The sequence below is a fragment of the Marinibaculum pumilum genome, assembly GCF_042646425.1.
Lineage (GTDB): Bacteria > Pseudomonadota > Alphaproteobacteria > Ferrovibrionales > Ferrovibrionaceae > Marinibaculum > Marinibaculum pumilum.
On sequence record NZ_JBHRTR010000034.1, the window covers coordinates 123041 to 144636 of the forward strand.

The following is a 21596-nucleotide window of genomic DNA, read 5'->3' on the forward strand; positions in this document are numbered from 1 at the left end:
GCCATGAAGGTCCGGCGCATCGTCGCGAACATCGCTACCGCGGACCCGGCGGCGGCACGGGCCTTCTATGGCGAAATCCTGGGCCTGGATGTCCTGATGGACATGGGCTGGATCGCCACTTACGGCTCTGGCGAGCGGATGACTGTCCAGGCGAGCTTCATGTCCGAAGGCGGTTCCGGCACGCCGGTGCCCGACCTGTCGGTGGAGGTCGACGACCTGGACGAGGCCCTGCGGCGGATGCGCGTCGCGGGCATAGCCGTGGAATACGGTCCGGCGGACGAACCCTGGGGCGTGCGGCGGTTCTTCGTGCGCGACCCGTTCGGCCGGCTGGTGAACGTCCTGGCGCACCTCCCCGCCGCCTGAGCCGGTGGCGCGTTCCGCCCGGGCTCAGACCGGCAGGCGGATCGCTACCCGAAGGCCGCCCTGTGGCGCCGTCTCCAGGTGGATCTCGCCGCCATGGCTGCGCACCACGTCGCGGGCGATGGTCAGGCCCAGCCCGACCCCGCCGGTATCCGGGTTGCGCGCCCGGTCCAGGCGGAAGAAGGGCCGGAACACTGCCTCCCGCTGCGCCTCCGGGATGCCCGGGCCGTCATCGTCGATATTGATGTCGATGGCGGTATCGTCGCGACGTGCGGTGATCGCGACCCGGTTGCCGTGGCGCAGCGCGTTCTGCACCAGGTTCTCCAGGCAGCGGCGCATCGCGCCCGGCCGCAGCGGCAGCAGCAGGTCGGGGTCGTGGCTGACCGCGATGCTGCGCGCGGTGCCGTGGCCGGCGCCCGGCCGGCCGGCGGAGATCCGCGCCAGGTCGTCCAGCATGCGGCCCAGGTCGACCTCCTCGATGCGCTCGCCCTCCTCGCCGCGGGCGAAGTCGAGATAGCCGGATACCATCCGCTCCATCTCCTCCACATCGCGCTGCAGTGCCTCGATATCCTCGCTGTCGCCCATCAGGGCCAGCTGCAGCTTCATCCGGGTCAGCGGCGTGCGCAGGTCGTGGCTGACCCCGGCGAGCATGTCGGTGCGCTGCGACAGGTGGCGGCGGATGCGCTCCTGCATGTCGAGGAAGGCCGCCGCCGCCTGGCGCACCTCGGTGGAGCCGGCGGGATGCACCGGCGGGTCCTCACGTCCCTTGCCGAACGCCTCCGCCGCGGAGGCCAGGCGCCGCAGCGGCCGCACCTGGTTGCGCAGGAACAGCACGGCGATGGTCATCAGGATCAGGGAGGTGCCGACCATCCACAGGATCACGACATAGGTGGTGGTGGAGAAGACGCGCTTGTCCTGCGTGCGCACCCGCAGCACGCCGTTCTCCAGTTGCACCAGCACCTCCACCAGGCCGTCGTCGCGGCGGGTGTCGAACTGCCGCGGCAGGCTCAGCCGCTCGCTCAGTGCCAGCGCCAGCATGTTGTCGAGGATCGAGTAGAAGCGGATCTCCTGGCGCTCCTGCGGCAGGCGGGCGCCGGGCAGGAACACCGCCTCGATATGCATGTTGCGGATCGCCATGTCGTAGATCTCCGCCTCGTTCAGCGGCTCGTCGCGGTACTGCCGGGCCTCCACCAGGAAAGCGATCTCGCCCGCCAGGCCGAGTGCCAGGCGCCGCGACACGGTCTCCCAATGCGCCTGGTAGAAGACGATGGCGGTGACGATCTGCACCACCACGATCGGCGTCAGCATCAGCATCAGCGAACGGCCGAACAGGCCCCGCGGCAGGAACTGCTTGATCCAGCGGAACATTGTCAGGCGGGACGTGCCGTGCGGCTGGGGTCAGTCGGCCCAGAAGACATAGCCCTCTCCCCAGACGGTCTGCAGGAAGCGGGGATTCTTCGGGTCGGCCTCGATCTTCCGGCGCAGGCGGGTGATCTGCACGTCGATGGCGCGGCCCTCCGAAGTGCCGGTCCGCTCCGCCAGCTCCGCCCGGCTGATGGTCAGGCCGGGGCTGGCGGTGAAGATCCGCAGCAGCGCCACCTCCGAGGAGGTGAGGCCGAGGGGCTTGCCGTCGCGGCTCAGCAGGCCGCGCACCGGATCGAAGACGTACTCGCCGTAGCGGATCTCGCGGCTGCCGGTCTGCGCCTGCTCCGAGCGGCGCAGGATCGCCTCGATCCGCAGCAGCAGTTCCCGCGGCTCGAACGGCTTGGCAAGATAGTCGTCGGCGCCGGCCTCCAGCCCGCGGATCCGTTCCGACGGATCGCCCAGGGCGGTCAGCATCAGCACCGGCACCTGGCTGGTGCGGCGGATCTGCGCCACGAAATCCAGGCCGGACTGGTTGGGCAGCATCACGTCGACCACCAGCATGTCGAAGGCCATGCCGTTCATCCGCGCCAGCCCGTCCTCGGCATCCACCGCGGTGGTGACCCGGTAGCCCCGTTCCAGCAGGAAGCGCTTCAGCAGGTCGCGCAGCCGCCGGTCGTCGTCCACGACCAGCAGGTGGCGGGCATCGGCGGCGACCTCCTCCGTCATGGCGGGTCCCGCCGGTCGCGTTCCGGCCCGTAGATCGCCTGCAGGATCGCGGTGCGGTCTTTCGGCGCGATCAGCCGGCCCAGCACCGTGCGCAGCATCGCGGGCGCATCCGGGCCGCCGGCGGCAAGGGCCTCCGCCACCAGGGCCTGCTGCGCGGCGGAGACCTCGCGGACCAGGGCCTCGCCGCTGTCGCTGAGGCGCATGTGCCGCTGGCGCCGGTCGCTGCGGCCGCGCTCCTGCAGCACATAGCCGCGGGCGACAAGGTCGTTCAGCACACGGGCCAGGCTCTGCTTGGTGATGCGCAGGATCGCCAGCAGTTCGGCGACGGTGATGCCGGGATTGCGACCGATGAAATGCAGTGCGCGATGGTGTGCGCGACCCATGTCGGAATCGGCCAGCACGGCGTCGGCGCGGCCGGTGAAGTCGCGATAGGCGTAGAACATCAGCTCCACCACCTCGCGCAGCTGGGTCTCGGTGAAGGCCGGCGTCTCGGGCGCCGATGCCGTTTTCCCGTGTCGCGCCGGCCCGGTTTGCGCGGTCACTGGAGGGGCTCCGCCCGGCAAAAAATTAGGTCAGCCATATTGACGTATATTCATCAGAATGTTATGCCATCGCTCATGGTCGCGAAACTTTCGAACGTGGGAACGCCAAAAAATGACCGAAATTGACTTTGACAAGCAGTACGGCCAGATCTGGCTCGACGGGACGATCGTCCCCGCTTCCAGCGCGAACCTGCATGTTCTGACCCACGGCCTGCATTATGCAAGCGCCGTGTTCGAGGGCGAGCGGGTCTATGACGGCGAGGTGTTCAAGCTGACCGAGCACAGCCAGCGGCTGGCCCGCTCCGCCGAGCTGCTGGGCTTCAAGCTGCCGCTGACCGTGTCCGAGCTGGACGAAGCGACCCGCGCGGTGGTGAAGGCGAACAACATCGTCGACGGCTATGTCCGGCCGGTGGCATGGCGCGGCGCGGAGATGATGGGCGTCTCGGCGCAGAAGAACACGATCCACCTGGCGATCGCCTGCTGGGTCTGGCCGAGCTATTTCACGCCGGAAGCGAAGATGCGCGGCCTGCGCCTGCAGATTTCCAAGTGGCGCCGCCCCGACCCGCAGACCGCGCCGACCCAGTCGAAGGCCGCCGGCCTGTACATGATCTGCACCCTGTCCAAACACCAGGCCGAATCCGAAGGCTTCGAGGACGCGCTGATGCTGGACTGGCGGGGCCAGGTGGCGGAGGCGACCGGCGCCAACATCTTCTTCGTGAAGGGCAATGAGATCCACACGCCGAAGCCGGACTGCTTCCTGGACGGCATCACCCGCCGCACCGCCATCGACCTGGCCCGCCAGCGCGGCTACCAGATCGTGGAGCGGGCGATCGTGCCGGAGGAGATGGCGAACTTCGACGAATGCTTCCTGACCGGCACCGCGGTCGAGGTCACCCCGGTCCGCGAGATCGGACCCTACAGCTTCACCCCAGGTGCCGTCTGTCGCCAGCTGATCGAGGATTTCGAGGCGCTGGTGCGCCGCCGCCCGGCGGTGGAGAAGGTCGCGGCCGCCTGAGGTCCGGAGCCCGGGTTCCCACCCTACCTGTCCGCGACGGCGGGGCGGAGACAGGCCCCGTCGACCGTGTCGGCGGCGATCCGCCGGAAATCGTCCAGGGGGCATGCCATCGGCATCGCCCCCTGGTTGCTTTGCGCAGCGCCGCCCACGCCGGCATAGCAACCCGTCACCGCCAGGACCGCGGCGGCTGGCGGATTGCCGGCGTCCAGCGCCGCATTCGCGTGCAGCTGCGCGATGGTCTGGGCCAGGAAGACCAGCCGCACCACCGGCCCGCCCTGCGCCTTCGACGACGGCCCGGCCGGCGGTTGCCAGAGCTCGAAGACCAGGCCGGCGCCCGGCGGCACCTGAAGCGGCGCATAGCTTTCCAGCTGCCAGTCCAGGCCCAGCATGCCGCCGACGGTCAGGATCGTGGTGTCGTGACCGGCGAGGAAGGTGAAGGCCGGGCTGCGGCCCCCCGCCAGTTCCTCCAGTGCTGTCCGGATCCGGTGCAACGGCAGCGATCCCAGATGCGTGGCCTGGTAGGGCGCCATGAAGGCATAGCCGATGCTGGCCGCATGGATCGCATTGACATAGCCCACCGCCTCCGCCAGCGGCAGGCCGGTGGCTTCCGGCAGGCGCCCCCAGGCCACCTCATCGCCGGACAGCCCGCCGCCATACTGCATCAGGAACTGCTCCGACAGCGGCCCGGCAATGCCGATCGCTCCCTGGGCATCGGCCTCGGCCGGCACCGTCTGCAGCGTGCAGGGGGCGGCGGCACCGTGCGCGGCACAGGCTGCGGGCGCGAAGCGGCCCAGCACCTCGCTCATCGCCGCCAGCGGGCCGCGCAGCTTCCCCTTTGCCAATGCCGCCCATGAGCCGCCCGCCATGCCCTGCGCCGCGGCGAGTGCCTTTTTCCGGTCCGTGCTGCAGGCGGTCGCCCGGAACAGGTGCGGCTCCACCGCGACCGGATGCAGCGCGCAGCCCGGGAACATGCCGTCCATCACGGCGCCGGCGGTCATGATCGTGCGTTCGTCGGTGTCCGACCGGAAGGCGAGGCTGTCGCGGTCGGGGCAGCCGGTCGCCGGCAGCAGGCCGGCGGCACTATAGTGGCTGCGATAGAACCGGCCCATGGTGACCGCGCGCTGGTAGCCGGCGAGGGTCAGGTGGCCGGCGCTGACCTGCAGGTCCGGCCAGGGCCGCTCGGCATAGGCGTCCAGGCAGATTGCCCCCGGGCTGCCGTCGCACCGTACGGGCTTGGTCGGTCCGCGCAGGCCGTGGCGGCTGAGCAGAACGACCCCCTTCAATGTCCAGTCCGGGGAAACGGCCTGCAGCGGGGTCTCGGCCGGGCCGGCGTCCGCAGGCGGCAGGGCGAATAGGATGGCTGCGATGATTGCCGTCAGCAGGCGCACATTCGATCTCCCGTCACGGGTCAATTGCCGTCCGCCGGCGGGCAGGCCGCGGCATGGCCATAGCGGCAGAGGAACATCCGGACCGACTCGGCGACCGCCCGTTCCGGTCCCGGCAGCCGCGCGGTCCCGGCACCGATCGCCATCACCTTCGGCCAGAACACGAACTCCTGCAAAAGGCCCAGGAACTGGTGCGCGGCGAAGCCCGGATCGGGACAGTCGATCTGCCGGCGACGATGCATCTCGTCCAGGCAGGCGGCGAGCGCCTGCATCAGGGGCGCCTTGCCCAGGCGGTAGAATTCCTCCGCGATCCAGGGCAGGTGCCGCGATTCCGCGATCACCAGGCGGGTGAAGTCGACCTGCCGCCGTTCGTCGATGAATTCGAGGATGGTGCGCGACAGGTCCGCCAGAACCGCATCCGGCGGCCTGTCGCCGACGATGTCGCGGGGCGACTGCACCAGGGGCGTGTCGGTCAGCAGGGCCCAGTGCCGCGCCAGCATGGCGCGGAAGAGCGCCTCCTTGCTGCCGAACCGGTTGTACAGGGTCTGCCGCGACAGGCCGGCGGCAGCCGCGATGCGCTCCAGGTTCACGCCGTCATAGCCGGCCTGCAGGAACAGGCTTCGTGCCGCGTCGAGAATCGTCGCCTCCGGTACCACCGTGCCGGCCGGCCGGCCCGCCTTCCGGCGAACCGCCCTCTGCCGTCCCGTCTTGCGGCCGCCGGCCGCTATTGCCTTCGCTGCCGGCATGCCGGCCTCCTTGCAATGGGCGGCATCGCCGCCATCCGGATATTGACTTTACAGTATAGTAAAATTAATTGTGCGGAAACGGCATCGAGGGAGCGCGCGCATGGAGATCTTCTGGAACCGGTTGACCGCGCCGGAACTGCGTCTGCTGGCGGAGGAGGACGCCATCGTGCTGCTGCCCGTGGGCTCGACCGAGCAGCATGGACCGCATCTGCCGACCGGGGTCGACCATTTCCTGGCAACGGAGGTCTGCCGCCGCGCCGCCCTGACGGTCGGGACGGAACGCCCGGCGGTCGTGGCGCCCGGCCTGTGGTGCGGCCTCGCCGACCATCATCTCGCCTTCGGCGGCACCTTCACCCTCAGCCTGGGCACCTATCACGCGGTGCTGCGCGATCTCTGCCGGTCGATCCTGGGCGCCGGCTTCTCAAGGCTGGTCATCGTCAACGGTCATGGCGGCAATGTCATGGGCCTGGCGGCGATCGCGACCGAACTGACCCGCGAACTGCAGGCGCCGATCGCCACCACCTCCTACTTCCTGGAGGCCGGAGGCGGTGCCGCCCGGATCATGCAGGACCAGGACGACCTGATGCATGCGGGGGAGGGGGAGACGGCGATGATCATGGCGATCGCGCCGGATCTGGTGCGCGGCGACCGGCTGGCGGAGGCGCATGGCCCCCGGCTCGACCTCGCCCGCATGCTGCGGCCGGCACTGGGGCGGGTACAGGGCTTCGATGCCTTCACCACTTCCGGCGTGGCCGGCGATGCCCGGCGTGCGACGGCGGAGAAGGGCGAGGCGCTGCTGGAGCTCTATGCCGGCGCGCTGGCGCGGCGCCTGCTGGCGGGGGAACCGTGGGGCCGGCCCGAACCCGGGCATAGCGAGAAGTCATAGGAGAGAGAGGATGGGCACGCAGACGGCGGCGGCCGCAACGGCCGCCTTGCCGACCCGCCATCAGCAGCGTTGGCGGGTCGGTGCAGTGACGGTGACCAAGGTGACGGACCTGCTGCTCGACATGTTCACCCCGGCGGCCCTGTTCCCGGACTGGCAGCCGGAACTGCTGGAGGGCAGCGGATCATGGCTGTCGCCGGACTCGATGGACGCCGCTGGCGTGCATGCGCTGATGAGCGTGCATAGCTGGGTCCTGACCTCGCCCGGCCGCATCGTGGTGATCGACACCGGCGTCGGCGACGGCAAGGAACGCCCCCACACGCCGGTCTTCCACCGCCTGCAGACCGGCTATCTCGACCGCCTGCGGGCGGCCGGGGTTGCGCCGGAGGATGTCGACCATGTGCTGCTGACCCACCTGCATGTGGATCATGTCGGCTGGAACACCCGGCTGGTTGACGGACGCTGGGTGCCGACCTTCCCGAACGCCCGCTATCATTTTTCGGCGCGGGAGCGTGCCTGGTTCACCGACCCGGCCAACCACAGCGACCGCAACCGCAACAGCTTCCTGTTGCAGCCCGACAGCATCGCGCCGGTGATCGATGCGGGGCAGGCGGAGATGATCGCCATCGACGGACGCGAGGTGGTGCCGGGACTGTCGTTCCACCCGACACCGGGCCATTCCCCCGACCATGCCTCGATCCGCCTGCGCTCGGAGGGAGTGGAGGGCTGGTTCGTCGGCGACCTGCTGCACCATCCGATCCAGATCCGATACCCGGAGCTGAACTCGGTCTTCGATGCCGTCCCGGCGCAGGCGCGGGCCTCCCGCCGCTGGGCATTGGAGCAGGCGGCGGACAGCGACGCGCTCGTGTTCACCACGCACTTTCCGGAAAGCTCGGTCGGGCGGGTGACCCGCGACGGGGACGGCTTCCGCTGGGCCTTTCTATAGCCAGCCTCTTCTCTCGGGCGTCCCGTCGCCGCGCGCCGCCGCTGCGCCGCCGGCGTGCCGCCGCCCTCGCCGCCAGGCGTGGAGGATGGGCGGCAGGGCGAGGGCCAGGCCGATCAGCGAAAGCATCGTCTGGCCCAGGCCGGGCAACCCGACCGGCGCGGCGACCGCCAGGCCGGCAAGGCCGAGAAGCAGCCGCATCGCCAGCCCCGGAATGCCGGGGGCGAATTCGCCGACGAAGGCCAGGAAGCCCTGTATCGCCGCGGCGATGAACCAGATCCCGACCAGGGCGCAGGCCAGCGCAAGAGCCACTTCCCCGGCCGGCGCCTGGCCGATCAGGGCGGGGTTCAGCACGAAGAAGAACGGCGCGACATAGATCACCGCGCCCAGGCGGATCGCCTCCCAGCCGGCGGCGATGGGATTGGCGCCGGCGATGGTGGAGGCGGCGAAGGCGCCGAGCGCCACCGGCGGCGTGATGAAGCTGACCATGCCCCAATAGAGAATGAACAGGTGCACGGCCAGTTCGTTGAGGCCGGCCTGCACCAGGGCCGGCGCCAGTACGACCGCCAGGAAGATGTAGCAGGCGGTGACGGTCATCCCCATGCCGAAGACGAAGGCAGTCAGGGCGCCCATGAGCAGCAGCATGGCCACTGAATCGCCGGCCATGTGCACCAGCTCCGTCGCCAGCGGCCCGGTCAGGCCGGTCGCCTGGAAGGCGCCGACGATCATGCCGATGCCCAGCAGGATCGCGACCAGTTCCGCCAGGGTCCGGCCGACCGAGACGATCATGTCGACGAAGCCCGCCAGGGTGAACCGGTCGCCGCGCCGGAGCTGGTTCAGCGCCAGCAGCAGGAGCACTGCATAGAACGGTGCCGTCGTTTCCCATCGGAAGGCCATCATCAGGAAGATCAGCAGCGCGAAGACGAAGATGTAGCTCCAGCCCTCGCGCAGGGCGGCGGCAAGCCGCGGCAGCGCCTCGCGCGTCAGGCCCTTCAGGCCGCGGCGGGCGGCATAGGCGTCGATCTGAGCGAAGATGCCGAAATAGTAGAGCGCCGAGGGGATCGCCGCGGCGAGCATGATCTCGACATAGGGCATGCCCAGCCAGGAGGCCATCACGAAGGCCGTCGCCCCCATGATCGGCGGCATCAGCACCCCGCCGGTGGAAGCGCAGGCCTCCGTGGCGGCGGCATAGCGGGCGGAGAAGCCGCTTTTCTTCATCGCCGGGATGGAGACGGCGCCGGTGGTCAGCACGTTGGAGATCACCGAGCCGGACATCGACCCCATGAAGCCGGAAGCGAAGATCGAGACCTTCGCTGCGCCGCCGCGATAGCGGCCGACAAGCGCCATGGCCAGGTCGTTGAAGAACCGCCCGCCGCCCGTGTACTGCAGCACCGCACCGAACAGGATGAAGCCGATCACCAGGTTGCCGAAGGCCTGCATCGGGATCCCGAACGATGCCTCCGACGAGATCATGAAGAACGGCACAACGTCGCGGAACGGCTGGGTCAGGCCGCTGAGCGGGTCCGGTACCTGCTCGGCGAAGGTCGGATAGAGCGAGAACAGCAGCACGATGCCGAACAGGACATGGCCGCCGGCGCGGCGCGTGCCCTCCAGGATCAGCAGGTAGAAGGCGATCGAGAACCAGACGGCGATCTCCGGCGGCGCATATTCCCAGCCGAAGTTCAGTGCCTCGTCGGAGGTGAGGACGAAGAAGCCGGCGACGACGAGAGTGGCGAGCGCCAGCAGCCAGTCGTACCAGGGGATCCGCGCCGCGCTGCCGCCGCGGATGCGGAAGCAGAGGAAGGTCATCGCCAGGAAGAGCCCGGCGAGGAGGTGCAGGTACATGCCCTCCAGCATGGAATAGTCGCCGAGCCGCAGGTTGTAGAGCTGGTTCACCGCGACGCCGATGGCGATCACCGTCCCGCCGGCGATGACCCAGCGTGCGGCGCTGCCCAGAACCGGCCGCTCGGCCTGGCGCTCCGTCTCCAGCAGCCTGGCGCCGCGATCCCCGCCCTTGTCCGGGAGCGGGGCCGCATGGGGAATCTCTGCCGTCCCGTGCGACGGCCCGTGCTCGGTCATTCGGCTCCACCCTGCCAGTAGGGGGTTCAGCGCCGTGTGCCGGAGCGGGCCGCCCGCCTGCTCCGGCACGCTCAGGTCGGGCGCTGGATCAGAACGCGACCTCGAAGCCGCCCGCCTTCAGGGCCTCGCGCCGCTTCGCGGCCCAGGCCTCGTTCCAGTCCTCGGGCGCCTGTGCCTCCAGCTCCGCCCAGGCCTTGGCCAGGGTGTCCTGACGGGCGACCAGCCGGTCGTTATGGGCCTGCGCCGCATCGGTCCAGACGCCGGCCTCCTTGAAGTAGCGGATCGCCCCCTCATGGTAGGGGATCACCCAGTCGAGCTTCTGGTACTTCAGCGCCCAGCCGTCGATGCCGGGCACCTTGCCTTCATAGAGGGGCAACAGCTCGAAGACCGCCTTCGTCATGTTGTAGGCCAGGTCGGCATCCGAGGTCTCGTAGTTGATCAGGATCGGGTAGGCATAGCCCGCCATCTCCCGCCCGTCGGTGCCGTCGATATTTGCTCCGGTCGTGGCGTGAACCTTCACGTAGTACGGCGCCACCGCCAGCAGGCGCTTGAAGGCCGCCTCGTCGTCCGGGTCGAACTGCGGCCAGACCAGCCCGCGCGGGCTGGATGCGGCCTCGTAGCAATTGCCTGCATTGGTAACGGCGAAGGCGGCATCGACACTGCCCTCGACCAGCCCTTTCCAGGACGCGGCGAAGCCGCCGAACTCGACCTTCTCCACATCGTCCCAGGTCAGGCCGCCATAGGCGAGCCAGGCGGTGGAGTTGGTGTTCAGCGCCGGCGCGCCCTTGATCCAGGCGACCCGCAGACCCTTCAGGTCGGCATAGGTGAAGCCCTTGCAGTCCGGCTTGCCAGCGGTCTCGCAGGCCTCGCGCGCGACGCCGAGCGACATGGCGAAGCCGCCGCCGATATTGGAGGCCAGGAGCCGGATCTTCTGCGGCCCCCAGGTCTGGCCGCCGAAGGCGAGAACGCCTTCCTGCGCCAGATAGACGCCGATGCCGTTGGCGGAGAATTCCACCTTGCCCTGACGCAGGGGCTCCATGCGGGCGATGTCGTTCTGGCCGGGCAGGATCCGCAGGTTGACCCCGGCGGCCTCCTGCAGCGCGGCACCGATGGCGACTGCCTGGTTGTAGCCCGCCGAGCCGGTGCCGTAGGCCGTCCAGGCGACCTGTTTGGGCAGGGTGAAATCGGCAGCAAAGGCGGTCGAGGTGGCAAGGCACATCGCCGCGGCCAATGTCGCAATCCGCATCTTTCTTTCCTCCCTTTGGGCGATCGGGTCTCTCGTCCGTGTCCCGACTGTCACCGCCGCGACTTTTGCACGGCAGCCGGAGGGGATCAATGAAAATTCCATCATTGTTTATTCTCAATGATGATTGTTCAAAATAATGAAATTCAAGATTGGGCAAGCCGACGCCACGGGGAGGGCGTGGCAGTCGGTCGGGGGGAGGCTTGCGGCCCAGGGGTCTCAGGAAGAGGGGGGCTCAGGAAGAGGGGGTCTCAGGAAGAGGGGGCCTCAGGAAGAGGGGCCTCAGGAAGAGCGGGCGAGGGTCCGGCCGCTTCTGTCCGCAGCCGCGCCGCTGTGGAAGACGCCGGACAGCCGGATCGCTTCCGCGGCTTCCGCCAGGCGGGGGCCCAGGTCGGTCTCGAAATAGTCCGCGACTGCCCGGTAGCGCGGCACCGCGCAGGCGAGCGCCACGCACAATCCGTCGTCGGTGCGTCCCAGGGGGGTCGATGCGGCCACCAGGTTCGGCCGCCAGTCGCCGTAGGAGACGCAGAAACCGTCGCTGCGGCAGCGTGCGATTGCGGCGTCCGTCCGCTCGGCGAAGACGGCGAACTCCTCGGGATGCAGCCGGCGCAGCTCGGCGGTCTTGGCGTCGAACTCCGCCCCTTCCAGAAGGGAGAGCAGCGCCCAGCCCAGGGCGGAGCGGTGCAACGGGCCGGTCTGGCCGATATCGGGGATATGCGGCCAGCCGGGCGGGCTGCCGGCGGTCTGGATATGGACGAAGGAATCGCCCGACATCACGCCGAGCGAGGCGTTGCCGGCGCACATGGCCGCGAGATCCCGCATCGGGGGCAGGACCTCGTGCCGCCAGGGCATCGCCGAGAGGACCGGATAGTTGAGCGCCAGCAGCTTCGGGGCCAGGCGGAATGCCCCCTTCGTGTCGCGCCGCAGATAGCCCAGATGCACCAGCGTCTTGCACAGCCGCGACACGGTGGGCCGGCTGAGGCTCAGGCGCCGGGCGATCTCGGCATTGCCAAGCGCGCCGCCGCCGGAATCGAAGCATTGCAGGATCTCGATCCCGCGCATCAGGGTGGAAGACAGGGACGCGTCCTGGACCTCCGCGCCCTTCGGATCCGAAGGGTCGGAAGCGGAGTGGCCAGAGGGCGACGATGTGGCCGGCAATACAGGTTGCGGCTCGCCGACGTCTTTTCGTCGCCTCTTCATATGGTGCCTTTGGCCCGGTACTGCTCTATTTCGGCATCGTCGAGGCCGACAAGCTCTCTATAGATATAGTCATTGTCGGCAGCAAGGCGCTTCGCCGCCCAGCGGATCCGGCCGGGGCGGTGGCGGAACCGCGGCACGACGCCCTGCATCCGAACGGTGCCGAAATCCTCGTCTGCCACCTCGGCGATGGCCTTCCGGGCGACGACCTGCGGATCGGCATAGATCTGGTCGATGCTGTAGATCGGCGCCAGGGTGCCCTGCGCCGCCCGGAACGCCGCGACCGCCTCTTCCTGGCTGTGCGCCGCCAGCCAGCTGCCGAAGATGCGGTCCAGCTCGGCGGCGTTTTCGACCCGTGCGGCATTGCTGGCGAAGCGCGGATCGTCCGGCAGTTCGGGCCGGCCGATCGCGCGGGCATTGTTCGCGAAGGTGCGGTTGGTGCTGCCGGCCAGCGAGACATAGCGCTTGTCGGCGGTCAGGTAGACGTCCGACGGCGCAGAATACAGGTTGCGGTTGCCGCTGCGCTGACGGACGGTGCCGAGCTGGTCGTACTCGATCGCCAGCACCTCCAGGATGCGGAAGGTCGCCTCAGTCAGCGACAGGTCGATCTCCTCGCCCCTGAGCTGGTCCTCGCCGCCGTCTTGCCCGTCGGCGCCGCCGCTCCGCCTGTCCTGCGCCAGCCGCCAGAGCGCGGCCATCACCGCGAAGGCGCCGAACAGGCCGCCGATCGGATCGCCGATCGGATAGCCGGTATGCATCGGCGGCTGGTCCTCGCTCCCGGAGATCGCGGTCAGGCCGCCCATCGCCTCGAAGATGCGGGCGAAGCCGGAGAGGCCGGCATTCGGCCCGTCCTGCCCGAAGCCGGTGAGGCGCAGCACCACCAGCCGCGGATTCGCCGCCCACAATGTCTCGATATCCAGGCCCCAGCGCTCCAGGGTGCCGGGGCGGAAATTCTCGATGACGACATCGCTCTTCGCCACCATGCGCAGGAACAGCCGGCGGCCGTCCTCGGTGCGCAGGTCGAGGGTGCCGAACAGCTTGCCGCGGTTCGTCACCTTCCACCAGAGCGACTTTCCCTCGCGGAACGGCGGGAAGCCGCGCAGGCCGTCGCCGAGGCCCGGCAGTTCCAGCTTCACCACCTCGGCGCCGAAATCGGCCATCAGGGTCCCGGCCATCGGACCGGCGATGATCGTCGCGATATCCAGCACGCGCAGCCCCGCCAGCGGGCCCTGGCCTTCCTCTCGATCCATCACGTCCCTCCCGTATTGCGGAACGTGGTTAGCATGTTATTCCAATAATTCAAATGAATGGACGATATGTAAGCATTTTTGGCATAGTCCCGGTCGATGGTTCGCAATGCCGGACCGGAACCGAGCCGGGAGGAACAGAGGTGACGGAACAGGATGGGGAGCCGGCGGCCGCGGCGCGGACTCGCGTGCAGGTCGAGGATGCGGGGGCGGTGCGCCTGCTGACCCTCGACGGCCCGCGCAGCCGCAATGCGGTCGGTCCGGAGGTCTATCGCGAGGTCCAGGCCCGGATCGTCGATGCCGGGACCGATCCGGCGGTGCGCGCGATCGTGCTGACCGGGGCTGGAGGTTTCTTTTCCTCCGGTGGCAATGTCCTGGCCCTGCGCGACAGCGCCGAGGGCACCCTGGCGCAGGCGACCGCGAAGACCGATGGGCTGAACGCGATGATCAAGGCGATCGTCGACGGGCCGGTGCCGGTGATCGCCGCGGTGGAAGGCGGTGCGGCCGGCGCAGGGGCTTCCCTGGCTCTGGCCTGCGACCTGATCGTCGCCGCGGAGGGCGCGACCTTCACCGCGGCCTATGTGCGGGTGGGCCTGAGTCCCGACGGCGGCATCACGCATTTCCTGCGCGACGCGCTGCCGCGGCAGCTGGTGATGGAGATGTGCCTGCTGGGCCGGCCGATGCCAGCGGCGCGCCTGGCGCAGGCGGGGGTGGTGAACCTGCTGGCGGCAGACGGCGCGGTCCTGCAGGCGGCCATGGAGCTGGCGGGAACCCTTGCGTCGGGGCCGCCGAACGCCATCCGCCGCATCAGGGAGCTGGTCAATGCCGCACCACGCAACGGATTGGCCGACCATCAGGAGGCGGAGGCGCGCGCGATCAACCTGGCCCGCTTCGGTGCCGAGGCAAAGGAGGGGCTGTCCGCCTTCCTGGACAAGCGCCGGCCCGACTTCTCCGGCCTGTAGGGGCGCTCCGGCATCCTCAGCCGGCAGGCTTCTCCAGGTGCAGGGTATAGGCGATCCGGTTGCCGAAGAACGCCCGCTCGCGAAAGCCGGCGGCCGCGGCGAGGCGGGCGACCTTGGCGCGGCCCTGGAAATGCGGGTCGAAGACGATTTCGGTCACCGACAGGATGCCGCCCGGCTTGAGGGCGCCGTGGATTGCCCGCAGGGCGGCCCCCTGGTCCGGGATCTCGCCCAGCACGGTCACAAGCAGGGCGCGGTCGAAAGATGCCGGGTCAAGCTCCGCCTGCGTACAATCGCCCTGGACGAAGCGGATATTGCCGACCCCGGTCGCCTGCGCCCGCTCGCCGGCCCGCGCCAGCATGCCTTCCTGCAGGTCCAGCGCCACCACTATGCCGTCCGGCGCCACCGCCCGGGCTGCCGGCAGGGCGAGCCGGCCTGGGCCGCAGCCGACATCAAGGATGGACATGCCGGGGCGCAGGTCCAGATGCGCCAGGATTTCCGCGGCGCGGTTGGTTCGCGTGAAAGGATTGTCCAGCTCTACCATCCAGTGCAGCCAGGCGGGGCAGGGCAGGGCCCGACGCCGGGATCCCAGCCGCCAGGCCGCCCAGACGGTTGCGGCCAGCGCCGCCAGGCAGAGCGCGATGACGACAGTCCAGGTCACCGGCCGGCGGCGGGATCCGTCCAGCGGGCGGCGGCCGCATCATCCTCCGACTTGGCCGCGACCCAGGCGCGCTGGCCACCGGTCTCCTCCAGCTTCCAGAACGGGGCCTTCGTCTTCAGCCAGTCGATCAGGAAGGCGCAGGCTTCGAACGCCGCCTGCCGGTGGGGGGATGCGGTGCCGACGAAGACGATCCGCTCGCCGGCGGCCAGGCGGCCATGGCGATGCACGATGCGGCTGGCCTGCAGCGGCCAGCGGGCCTGTGCCTGTGCCTCGATCTCCGCCAGCAGCTTTTCCGTCATGCCGGGATAATGCTCCAGGGTCATGTGGCTGACCCCGCCATCCTCCGCCATGTCCCGGACCAGACCGGTGAAGGTGACGACGGCGCCGATATCGTGCCGGCCGGCGGTCAGCAGCAGGCTCTCGCGTCCGGGATCGAAGTCGTGACGCTGCACGCTGACGGTCATCGTCTTAGTCCATGCCGCCGGTCATCGGCGGGAAGAAGGCGATCTCGTCGCCGGGCCCGATGGCGGTGTCGAGGGCGGCATGCTCCTGGTTCACCGCCGCGCGGATCACGCTGCGATCGGCGAAGGCCGCCTCGTAGTTCTCGCCGCGACCGGCCAGCCAGTCGATCAGTGCCGCCACGGTGGCGATCTCCGGCGGGGGTTCGGCCTGCTCCTGGGCATGGCCGACCCGTTCGCGGAGCCAGGCGAAGTAGAGGATCTTCATCGATATCGGGTCCCGGCTGTCGGTTGCATGCAGCGAACCTGCGTCCTGCGGACGCCACAATCAAGCGGCCCTCATCGAAGGTGCGGCAGCCCCTTGGCGAGGTAGTCGGCCCCGGACCAGGCGGTCAGCGCCGCGGCGATCCACAGCAGGACGAGCGCGGCGGGCTGCAGGACGGCACCGGCCGCGGTCATCGCCAGCAGCAGCAGGACGATGGCCACCAGCTGCGCCGCGGTCTTCCACTTCGCGACCCCGGTCACGGCGACCACCACCTGCTTCTGGCCCAGGAATTCGCGCAGGCCGGAAATCAGGATCTCCCGGCCCAGGATGATGATCACCGCGATGGCGCTGGCCATGCCCAGCTGTCCCTTCGCCAGCAGCATCGTCAGGGCGGCGGCGACCAGCAGCTTGTCGGCGATCGGGTCCAGCCAGCGGCCGAAATCGGATTGCGCCTGCCAGCGCCGCGCCAGCCAGCCGTCGAACCAGTCGGTGACGGCGGCGGCGGCGAACAGGACCAGGGCGGTCCAGCCGGCGGCCGGGTCCGGCAGCCAGAAGGCGGCACAGAACGGTACCACCGCCAGCACGCGTGCCAGGGTCAGCAGGTTCGGGATGTGACGGCGCAACGATCGCTCCTCAGCTGCCGTGGAAATGGTCGTATATGCGCTGCGCCACCGTGCGGCTGATTCCCTCCACCGCCTCAAGGTCGGCCAGGCCGGCCTTGGCGATGTCGCGGCCGGAGCCGAAATGCAGCATCAGCGCCCGCTTGCGCTTCGGCCCGATGCCCGGGATCTCGTCGATCGGCGAGCGCAGATTGCCTTTCGCCCGCCGGGCGCGATGTGCGCCGATGGCGAAGCGGTGGGCCTCGTCCCGCAGGCGCTGGAGGAAATAGAGCAGCGGGTCCCGGGGTTCCAGCATGATGGTCCGGCCGTCGGCCAGGTGGAACTGTTCCCGCCCCGCCTCGCGCTCCGGGCCCTTGGAGATGGCCACCAGCGGCAGGTCGTCCAGCTGCAGTTCCGCCATCACCGTCTTTGCCGACGACAGCTGCCCCTTGCCGCCGTCGATCAGCAGAAGGTCCGGCCAGTCCGGTTCGGCGGCGCCGACCATCTCGCCGCCCGCATCCGTGTTCTCCCCGGCATCCGCCGTCTCGTCGTGGCCGGCGGCTTCCGGGTCCGGGCGCTGGCGCGGGCCTGCCTCTTTCAGCAGGCGGCCGAAACGCCGGGTCAGCACCTCGCGCAGCATGCCGAAATCGTCGCCGGGGGCCAGATCCTCCTGCTTGATGTTGAACTTGCGATAGGCGTTCTTGCGGAAGCCCTCCGGCCCCGCGACGATCATGCCGCCGACCGAGGCCGCGCCCTGGATGTGGGAATTGTCGTAGACCTCGATCCGCTGCGGCGTCTCGGGCAGGCCGAACGCCTCCGCCACCCGCTCCAGCAGGCCGCGCTGGGCTGCGGTTTCCGCCAGGCGCTGGCCCAGGGCCTCGCGCGCGTTCTGCACCGCGCGTTCGACCAGCTGCCGCTTCAGGCCGCGCTGCGGCACCGTCACCTGCACCTTGTGGCCGGCCCGCACCCCCAGCGCCTCGGCCAGCCAGGCGGCGTTCTCCACGTCGTGGCTGACCAGCACCTGCTTCGGTGCCGGCCGTTCCTCGTAGAACTGGCCGATGAAGGCGGCCAGCACCTCCGACATCGGCACCTCGCCGGCATGGGCGGGATAGTAGGGCCGGTTGCCGAAGTTCTGCCCGGCGCGAAAGAAGAACACCTGGATGCAGGTCTGGCCGTTCTCCGCCCAGGCGGCGATGACATCTGCCTCGCCCAGGCTGGCGACGTTGATGTCCTGGTGGGCGGTCACATGGGCCAGCGCCCGCAGGCGGTCGCGGTACATCGCCGCCGCCTCGTAGTTCATCTCCGCCGCGGCTTCCTCCATCCGCGCGCCCAGGCGCTGCTGCAGGTCGGTGTTGCGCCCGGCCAGGAAGTCGCGCGCCTCGCCCACCAGCGCGGCATAGCCGGCCTCGTCGATGCGGCCGACGCAGGGGGCGGTGCAGCGCTTGATCTGGTACTGCAGGCAGGGGCGGGTGCGGGTGGCGAAATCGCCGTCGCTGCAACTGCGCAAGGGGAAGACCCGGGCCAGGGCAGCCAGGGTGCGATTCACCGAGCCGGCGGACGCAAAGGGGCCGAAATAGTCGCCTTTCACCGTCTTGGCGCCGCGATACTTGGTGATCCGCGGATAGGGATGGTCGTCGCGGATCAGGATGTAGGGGAAGCTCTTGTCGTCCCGCAGGATGACATTGTAGTGCGGCTTCAGGCGCTTGATCAGGTTCGCTTCGAGAAGCAGCGCCTCGGTCTCGGTATGGGTGGTGACGATCTCCAGCGCGCGGGTCGCCTCCACCATCCGCATGATGCGCGCGGTCAGGCGCGGTGCCTGCGCGTAGGAGCCGACCCGGTTGCGCAGGATCCGCGCCTTGCCGACATAGAGCACCTTCCCGTCGGCCCCCAGCATGCGGTAGACGCCGGGCCGCTGCGGCAGCCGGCGGGCGACGCGGCGCAGGAAGCCGAAGCCGTCCTCGCCCTCGCGGCGGGCGATCGTCGCCTCGCTGTCGGCTGCCATCGCCGTACTGGGCAGGGGCGCCGCGGGCGCGGTTACTCCGGGCGCGGTTACTCCGGGCGCGGCGGCCGGCGCTGGCGATACCGGGACGCGGGCATCGTCGGCGGCACCGGACGCCCGGTCCGCCCGTGGATGACTGCCTTGTTGGGTCATGATCCGTGCAATGTCGGCTCCGGGCCCTGCCGGGTCAACGCTTCCGGTCCGGATCGCTGCGCACTCCGAGATGGGGCCGCCCGCGGCGGTGCGGAAGAGAAACCGCTTACGGTTCAGTGACCTGTCACAGGAGTGAGATATTCATCCACCATTCCTGTGGATAACTTTGTGCAGAAATGTCGGACGGCCGGCGGAGTCGCGCATGAATCCTTGATTCCGTCCGCTTTGCTGCATTATTGGGCAGATCCCATAAGCAGTTGATTTCATTGATTTTTATGTAAAGCCGTGGTTCGCTGTCCGCGAGAAGGGGGAAGAAAACAGGAACCCCGCACCGGCTGTCGGAGATGGTTGCCCGCATGTGAACAATTGTCGCGTGCGATCGCGGCGGCGGACCGGCGCAGGCGCGGTCCGTCAACCCGATTTCTTTAACCGACACGAAATAATGCCCCTTGACTCGGTGCGGCCCCGATTGGAGGCAGCGCGGGCACGACCGGAGCGCGACGCGTCCCGGGCCACCTGCCCCGGACCATGGTCATTGACTGCGGGCCGTCGGCCTGGGGCCTGGACCGCAAGCTGCTGACCGCAAGCTACTGGCGCCTGCCGGCTTCCGGTCCGCAGCTCCGCGTCACAGCATCCGCGGCACACGAAGTCCCCCTGGGACCGGAATCCGCGGAACTTCGCACAGACTGTCATGCCAGTGCAACCATCACGCGTCGCGATGAAATGCTGCGACGCAAAAAATGGCGCTCCGTCAAGCGGTTGTGTATGGTCGGGCCGGTTCCCACTCTTCCGCGCGCCGCCGCCCGAGTCTCACGACCGCCCGAGTTCCACGACCGATGTCCGATCCCGTCGCCCCGGCCGCCGACCACGCAAACAGCGCCGTGGCGCAAGCCGGCGCTGCCATCGGTCATGAGACGGTCGCCGGGGGGCATGAGGCCCATGGCGGCTTCGACTTCCTGCCGGAGGTGATGCTGCTGCTGCTGGTGGCGGTGCTGGTGGCGCCGATCTTCCAGCGGATCAAGCTGACCCCCGTGCTGGGCTATCTGGTTGCCGGCGTGATCGTCGGTCCGGAGGTCCTGGGCCTGATGCGCGACGAGCAGATCGTGGTAGCGCTGGCCGAGCTGGGCGTGGTCTTCCTGCTGTTCACCATCGGCCTGGAGCTGTCGCTGGAGCGGTTGATGGTGATGCGGCGCCTGGTCTTCGGCCTGGGCGGATTGCAGGTGGTGCTCACCGGCTCGCTGTTCTCGCTGATCGGTACCGGTGTCGGGCTGGCGCCACCGGTGGCGCTGATCCTCGGCTTCGCGCTGTCGCTCTCCTCCACGGCGGTCGTCCTGCAGCTGCTCACCGAGCGGCACGAGACGGGCAGCCGCCACGGCCGGGTCAGCTTCTCCATACTGCTGCTGCAGGACCTGGCCGTGGTGCCGCTGCTGGTGCTGGTGGAACTGATGGCCAGCCCCGACGGCTCGGTGACCTGGGTGGTGGCAGAAGCCCTGGCCAAGGCCGCCGTGGTGGTGGGGGCGATCGTCGTTCTGGGGCGCCTGCTGATCCGGCCGCTGTTCCGGGTCGTGGCCGGTGCCCGCAGCCCCGAGGCATTCACCGCCCTTGCCCTGCTGGCGGTCCTGGCCACGGCATCCGGCACTTGGGCGGCCGGCCTGTCGATGGCACTGGGCGCATTCCTGGCGGGCCTGCTGATGGCGGGCAGCGAATACCGCCATCAGGTCGAGGCGGATATCCAGCCGGTGAAGGGCCTGTTCCTCGGGCTGTTCTTCGTATCCGTCGGCATCAGCCTGGACGTGAAGCCGGTGGTGGACCAGCCCGGGCTGGTGGCGGCGATCCTGTTCGGCATGATCGGGATCAAGGCGGTGGTGATCACCGCCCTGACTCTGGCCTTCCGCAGGCCCCCGGCGATCGCCCTGCGCAGCGGCCTGCTGCTGGCGCAGGGGGGCGAGTTCGCCTTCGTCCTGATCGGCCTGGCGGTGGGGCAGGGCGTGGTGGCCGATGCGGTGGCCCAGCCGGTCCTGGCCGCGGTGGGCGTCAGCATCGCCGTGACGCCGCTGCTCGAACTGGCAGGGCGCAGGATTGCCGCGGCGCTGGAGCGACACGGACAGGAGGTGCCCGCCGCCGGCCTGGCGGTGGAGACGGAGCATCTCGCCGGCCACGTCCTGGTGGCGGGTTATGGCCGGGTCGGGCAGACCGTCGCCCGCATCGTGGCCAACCAGAACATTCCCTGGCTGGCGCTGGACCTGGACGCCAGCCACGTCGCCGAGGCGCGCCAGCACGACCTGCCGGTCTATTACGGCGATGCCAGCCGGCAGGAGGTGCTGAAGGCGGCCGGCATCGACCGGGCGCGGATCGTCTGCGTCACCCTGAACGACCCGCATGCGGCGGCCGGTGCGGTGCGCGCGATCCGGACCATGTCGCGGGACATCGGCATCTATGTCCGCGCCCATGACCTGGCCCATTCCGACGCGTTGCGCCGCCTGGGCGCGACGGAGGTGGTGCCGGAGACCCTGGAGGCCAGCCTGCAGCTGGCCGGCCGGGTGCTGCAGGCTGCCGACGTGCCGCAGCAGGCCGCGCAGATCATTGTGGAGGATTTCCGCCGCGACCGGTATGCAGGTCTCTACGGTGTCGAGGATGCAGAGGGGTCGGCGGCGGACCGGGAGCAGGCGGCCGCGCTGGAACGGCTCCGGCAGCCGGCCGCGAACGCAGCGGACGGTGCCGCCGGCCGGGGCCAGGCGCTGCCGCCGCAGGACAGGGAAGGCAGTGCCTAG

Annotated in this window: 20 protein-coding genes; 6 read left to right on the forward strand and 14 right to left on the reverse strand. The window is 69.5% G+C overall.

Translation table 11 applies throughout. The annotated features are described in order from the left end of the window. The first annotated feature begins 3 nt into the window (after positions 1-3). Complete coding sequence (locus ACFOGJ_RS20470; protein WP_379904025.1) at positions 4-363, forward strand: VOC family protein; 360 nt, start codon at positions 4-6, stop codon at positions 361-363. Positions 364-387: 24 nt separating this feature from the next. Here ACFOGJ_RS20470 and ACFOGJ_RS20475 read toward each other — a convergent pair whose 3' ends face one another. From ACFOGJ_RS20475 to ACFOGJ_RS20485, 3 genes are read right to left on the reverse strand one after another with little or no spacing between them, the layout of a single operon-like run. Continuing rightward, positions 388-1728, reverse strand: a complete 1341-nt coding sequence (locus tag ACFOGJ_RS20475; RefSeq protein ID WP_379904027.1) for an ATP-binding protein — start codon at positions 1726-1728, stop codon at positions 388-390. Positions 1729-1758: 30 nt separating this feature from the next. Continuing rightward, positions 1759-2451 carry a response regulator gene (locus ACFOGJ_RS20480; RefSeq protein ID WP_379904029.1) on the reverse strand — a complete coding sequence of 231 codons (693 nt, stop codon included), beginning with the start codon at positions 2449-2451 and terminating at the stop codon, positions 1759-1761. Continuing rightward, on the reverse strand, positions 2448-2993 hold the full coding sequence (locus tag ACFOGJ_RS20485; RefSeq protein ID WP_379904031.1) for a MarR family winged helix-turn-helix transcriptional regulator: 546 nt from the start codon (positions 2991-2993) through the stop codon (positions 2448-2450). Before ACFOGJ_RS20485 ends, ACFOGJ_RS20480 begins: the two co-directional genes overlap by 4 nt. A gap of 112 nt (positions 2994-3105) precedes the next feature. Here ACFOGJ_RS20485 and ACFOGJ_RS20490 point away from each other — a divergent pair, with 112 nt between their 5' ends. Beyond that, positions 3106-4008 (forward strand): branched-chain amino acid aminotransferase, encoded by a 903-nt coding sequence (locus ACFOGJ_RS20490; protein WP_379904033.1) that lies wholly within the window; start codon positions 3106-3108, stop codon positions 4006-4008. Positions 4009-4031: 23 nt separating this feature from the next. Here ACFOGJ_RS20490 and ACFOGJ_RS20495 read toward each other — a convergent pair whose 3' ends face one another. Together ACFOGJ_RS20495 and ACFOGJ_RS20500 are read right to left on the reverse strand one after the other, a co-directional pair. Continuing rightward, on the reverse strand, positions 4032-5396 hold the full coding sequence (locus ACFOGJ_RS20495; protein WP_379904035.1) for a histidine-type phosphatase: 1365 nt from the start codon (positions 5394-5396) through the stop codon (positions 4032-4034). Positions 5397-5416: 20 nt separating this feature from the next. Beyond that, positions 5417-6139, reverse strand: a complete 723-nt coding sequence (locus ACFOGJ_RS20500; protein WP_379904037.1) for a TetR/AcrR family transcriptional regulator — start codon at positions 6137-6139, stop codon at positions 5417-5419. Between the two features lie 100 nt (positions 6140-6239). On the opposite strand from ACFOGJ_RS20500, the gene ACFOGJ_RS20505 reads away from it, so the two are divergent. Further along, positions 6240-7025 carry a creatininase family protein gene (locus tag ACFOGJ_RS20505; protein WP_379904039.1) on the forward strand — a complete coding sequence of 262 codons (786 nt, stop codon included), beginning with the start codon at positions 6240-6242 and terminating at the stop codon, positions 7023-7025. A 10-nt stretch (positions 7026-7035) separates the two neighbouring features. After that, complete coding sequence (locus ACFOGJ_RS20510; protein ID WP_379904041.1) at positions 7036-7968, forward strand: MBL fold metallo-hydrolase; 933 nt, start codon at positions 7036-7038, stop codon at positions 7966-7968. Here the strand turns inward: ACFOGJ_RS20510 and ACFOGJ_RS20515 are convergent. The 4 genes from ACFOGJ_RS20515 to ACFOGJ_RS20530 form a co-directional block, all read right to left on the reverse strand. Beyond that, on the reverse strand, positions 7963-10044 hold the full coding sequence (locus tag ACFOGJ_RS20515; RefSeq protein ID WP_379904043.1) for a TRAP transporter permease: 2082 nt from the start codon (positions 10042-10044) through the stop codon (positions 7963-7965). The two genes, ACFOGJ_RS20510 and ACFOGJ_RS20515, sit on opposite strands and share 6 nt — an antisense overlap. Before the next feature lie 88 nt (positions 10045-10132). After that, on the reverse strand, positions 10133-11290 hold the full coding sequence (locus ACFOGJ_RS20520) for a TAXI family TRAP transporter solute-binding subunit (protein ID WP_379904045.1): 1158 nt from the start codon (positions 11288-11290) through the stop codon (positions 10133-10135). Positions 11291-11569: 279 nt separating this feature from the next. Continuing rightward, complete coding sequence (locus ACFOGJ_RS20525; RefSeq protein ID WP_379904047.1) at positions 11570-12349, reverse strand: IclR family transcriptional regulator; 780 nt, start codon at positions 12347-12349, stop codon at positions 11570-11572. A gap of 134 nt (positions 12350-12483) precedes the next feature. Continuing rightward, positions 12484-13734, reverse strand: coding sequence for a CaiB/BaiF CoA transferase family protein (locus ACFOGJ_RS20530; RefSeq protein WP_379904049.1), 1251 nt, complete (start codon positions 13732-13734; stop codon positions 12484-12486). A gap of 140 nt (positions 13735-13874) precedes the next feature. On the opposite strand from ACFOGJ_RS20530, the gene ACFOGJ_RS20535 reads away from it, so the two are divergent. Beyond that, a complete protein-coding gene (locus ACFOGJ_RS20535) occupies positions 13875-14693 on the forward strand; it encodes an oxepin-CoA hydrolase, alternative type (RefSeq protein WP_379904051.1) in 819 nt (272 codons plus the stop codon). 16 nt (positions 14694-14709) lie between these two features. Here ACFOGJ_RS20535 and ACFOGJ_RS20540 read toward each other — a convergent pair whose 3' ends face one another. From ACFOGJ_RS20540 to uvrC, 5 genes are all read right to left on the reverse strand, one after another. Beyond that, on the reverse strand, positions 14710-15351 hold the full coding sequence (locus ACFOGJ_RS20540) for a class I SAM-dependent methyltransferase (protein WP_379904053.1): 642 nt from the start codon (positions 15349-15351) through the stop codon (positions 14710-14712). Then, positions 15348-15815, reverse strand: coding sequence for a molybdenum cofactor biosynthesis protein MoaE (locus tag ACFOGJ_RS20545; protein ID WP_379904055.1), 468 nt, complete (start codon positions 15813-15815; stop codon positions 15348-15350). The genes ACFOGJ_RS20540 and ACFOGJ_RS20545 overlap by 4 nt, the downstream gene beginning before the upstream one ends. A 4-nt stretch (positions 15816-15819) precedes the next feature. After that, entirely contained in the window at positions 15820-16077 is a 258-nt protein-coding gene (gene moaD, locus ACFOGJ_RS20550; RefSeq protein WP_379904057.1) for a molybdopterin converting factor subunit 1, read from the reverse strand. Between the two features lie 71 nt (positions 16078-16148). Continuing rightward, complete coding sequence (gene pgsA, locus ACFOGJ_RS20555) at positions 16149-16697, reverse strand: CDP-diacylglycerol--glycerol-3-phosphate 3-phosphatidyltransferase (RefSeq protein ID WP_379904059.1); 549 nt, start codon at positions 16695-16697, stop codon at positions 16149-16151. 10 nt (positions 16698-16707) lie between these two features. After that, positions 16708-18675, reverse strand: coding sequence for an excinuclease ABC subunit UvrC (gene uvrC, locus ACFOGJ_RS20560; protein ID WP_379904061.1), 1968 nt, complete (start codon positions 18673-18675; stop codon positions 16708-16710). A 1031-nt stretch (positions 18676-19706) separates the two neighbouring features. Between uvrC and ACFOGJ_RS20565 the strand changes: the two genes are divergently transcribed. Continuing rightward, entirely contained in the window at positions 19707-21596 is a 1890-nt protein-coding gene (locus tag ACFOGJ_RS20565; RefSeq protein ID WP_379904063.1) for a monovalent cation:proton antiporter-2 (CPA2) family protein, read from the forward strand.

Excerpts from the sequence above, each read along its gene's own strand:
- moaD (WP_379904057.1), bottom strand. The coding sequence starts at position 16,077 with ATGAAGATCCTCTACTTCGCCTGGCTCCGCGAACGGGTCGGCCATGCC.
- ACFOGJ_RS20545 (WP_379904055.1), bottom strand. The coding sequence starts at position 15,815 with ATGACCGTCAGCGTGCAGCGTCACGACTTCGATCCCGGACGCGAGAGC.
- ACFOGJ_RS20530 (WP_379904049.1), bottom strand. The coding sequence starts at position 13,734 with ATGGATCGAGAGGAAGGCCAGGGCCCGCTGGCGGGGCTGCGCGTGCTG.
- ACFOGJ_RS20515 (WP_379904043.1), bottom strand. The coding sequence starts at position 10,044 with ATGACCGAGCACGGGCCGTCGCACGGGACGGCAGAGATTCCCCATGCG.
- ACFOGJ_RS20525 (WP_379904047.1), bottom strand. The coding sequence starts at position 12,349 with ATGCGCGGGATCGAGATCCTGCAATGCTTCGATTCCGGCGGCGGCGCG.
- ACFOGJ_RS20500 (WP_379904037.1), bottom strand. The coding sequence starts at position 6,139 with ATGCCGGCAGCGAAGGCAATAGCGGCCGGCGGCCGCAAGACGGGACGG.
- ACFOGJ_RS20510 (WP_379904041.1), top strand. The coding sequence starts at position 7,036 with ATGGGCACGCAGACGGCGGCGGCCGCAACGGCCGCCTTGCCGACCCGC.
- ACFOGJ_RS20490 (WP_379904033.1), top strand. The coding sequence starts at position 3,106 with ATGACCGAAATTGACTTTGACAAGCAGTACGGCCAGATCTGGCTCGAC.
- ACFOGJ_RS20475 (WP_379904027.1), bottom strand. The coding sequence starts at position 1,728 with ATGTTCCGCTGGATCAAGCAGTTCCTGCCGCGGGGCCTGTTCGGCCGT.
- ACFOGJ_RS20470 (WP_379904025.1), top strand. The coding sequence starts at position 4 with ATGAAGGTCCGGCGCATCGTCGCGAACATCGCTACCGCGGACCCGGCG.
- ACFOGJ_RS20505 (WP_379904039.1), top strand. The coding sequence starts at position 6,240 with ATGGAGATCTTCTGGAACCGGTTGACCGCGCCGGAACTGCGTCTGCTG.
- ACFOGJ_RS20480 (WP_379904029.1), bottom strand. The coding sequence starts at position 2,451 with ATGACGGAGGAGGTCGCCGCCGATGCCCGCCACCTGCTGGTCGTGGAC.
- ACFOGJ_RS20520 (WP_379904045.1), bottom strand. The coding sequence starts at position 11,290 with ATGCGGATTGCGACATTGGCCGCGGCGATGTGCCTTGCCACCTCGACC.
- uvrC (WP_379904061.1), bottom strand. The coding sequence starts at position 18,675 with ATGGCAGCCGACAGCGAGGCGACGATCGCCCGCCGCGAGGGCGAGGAC.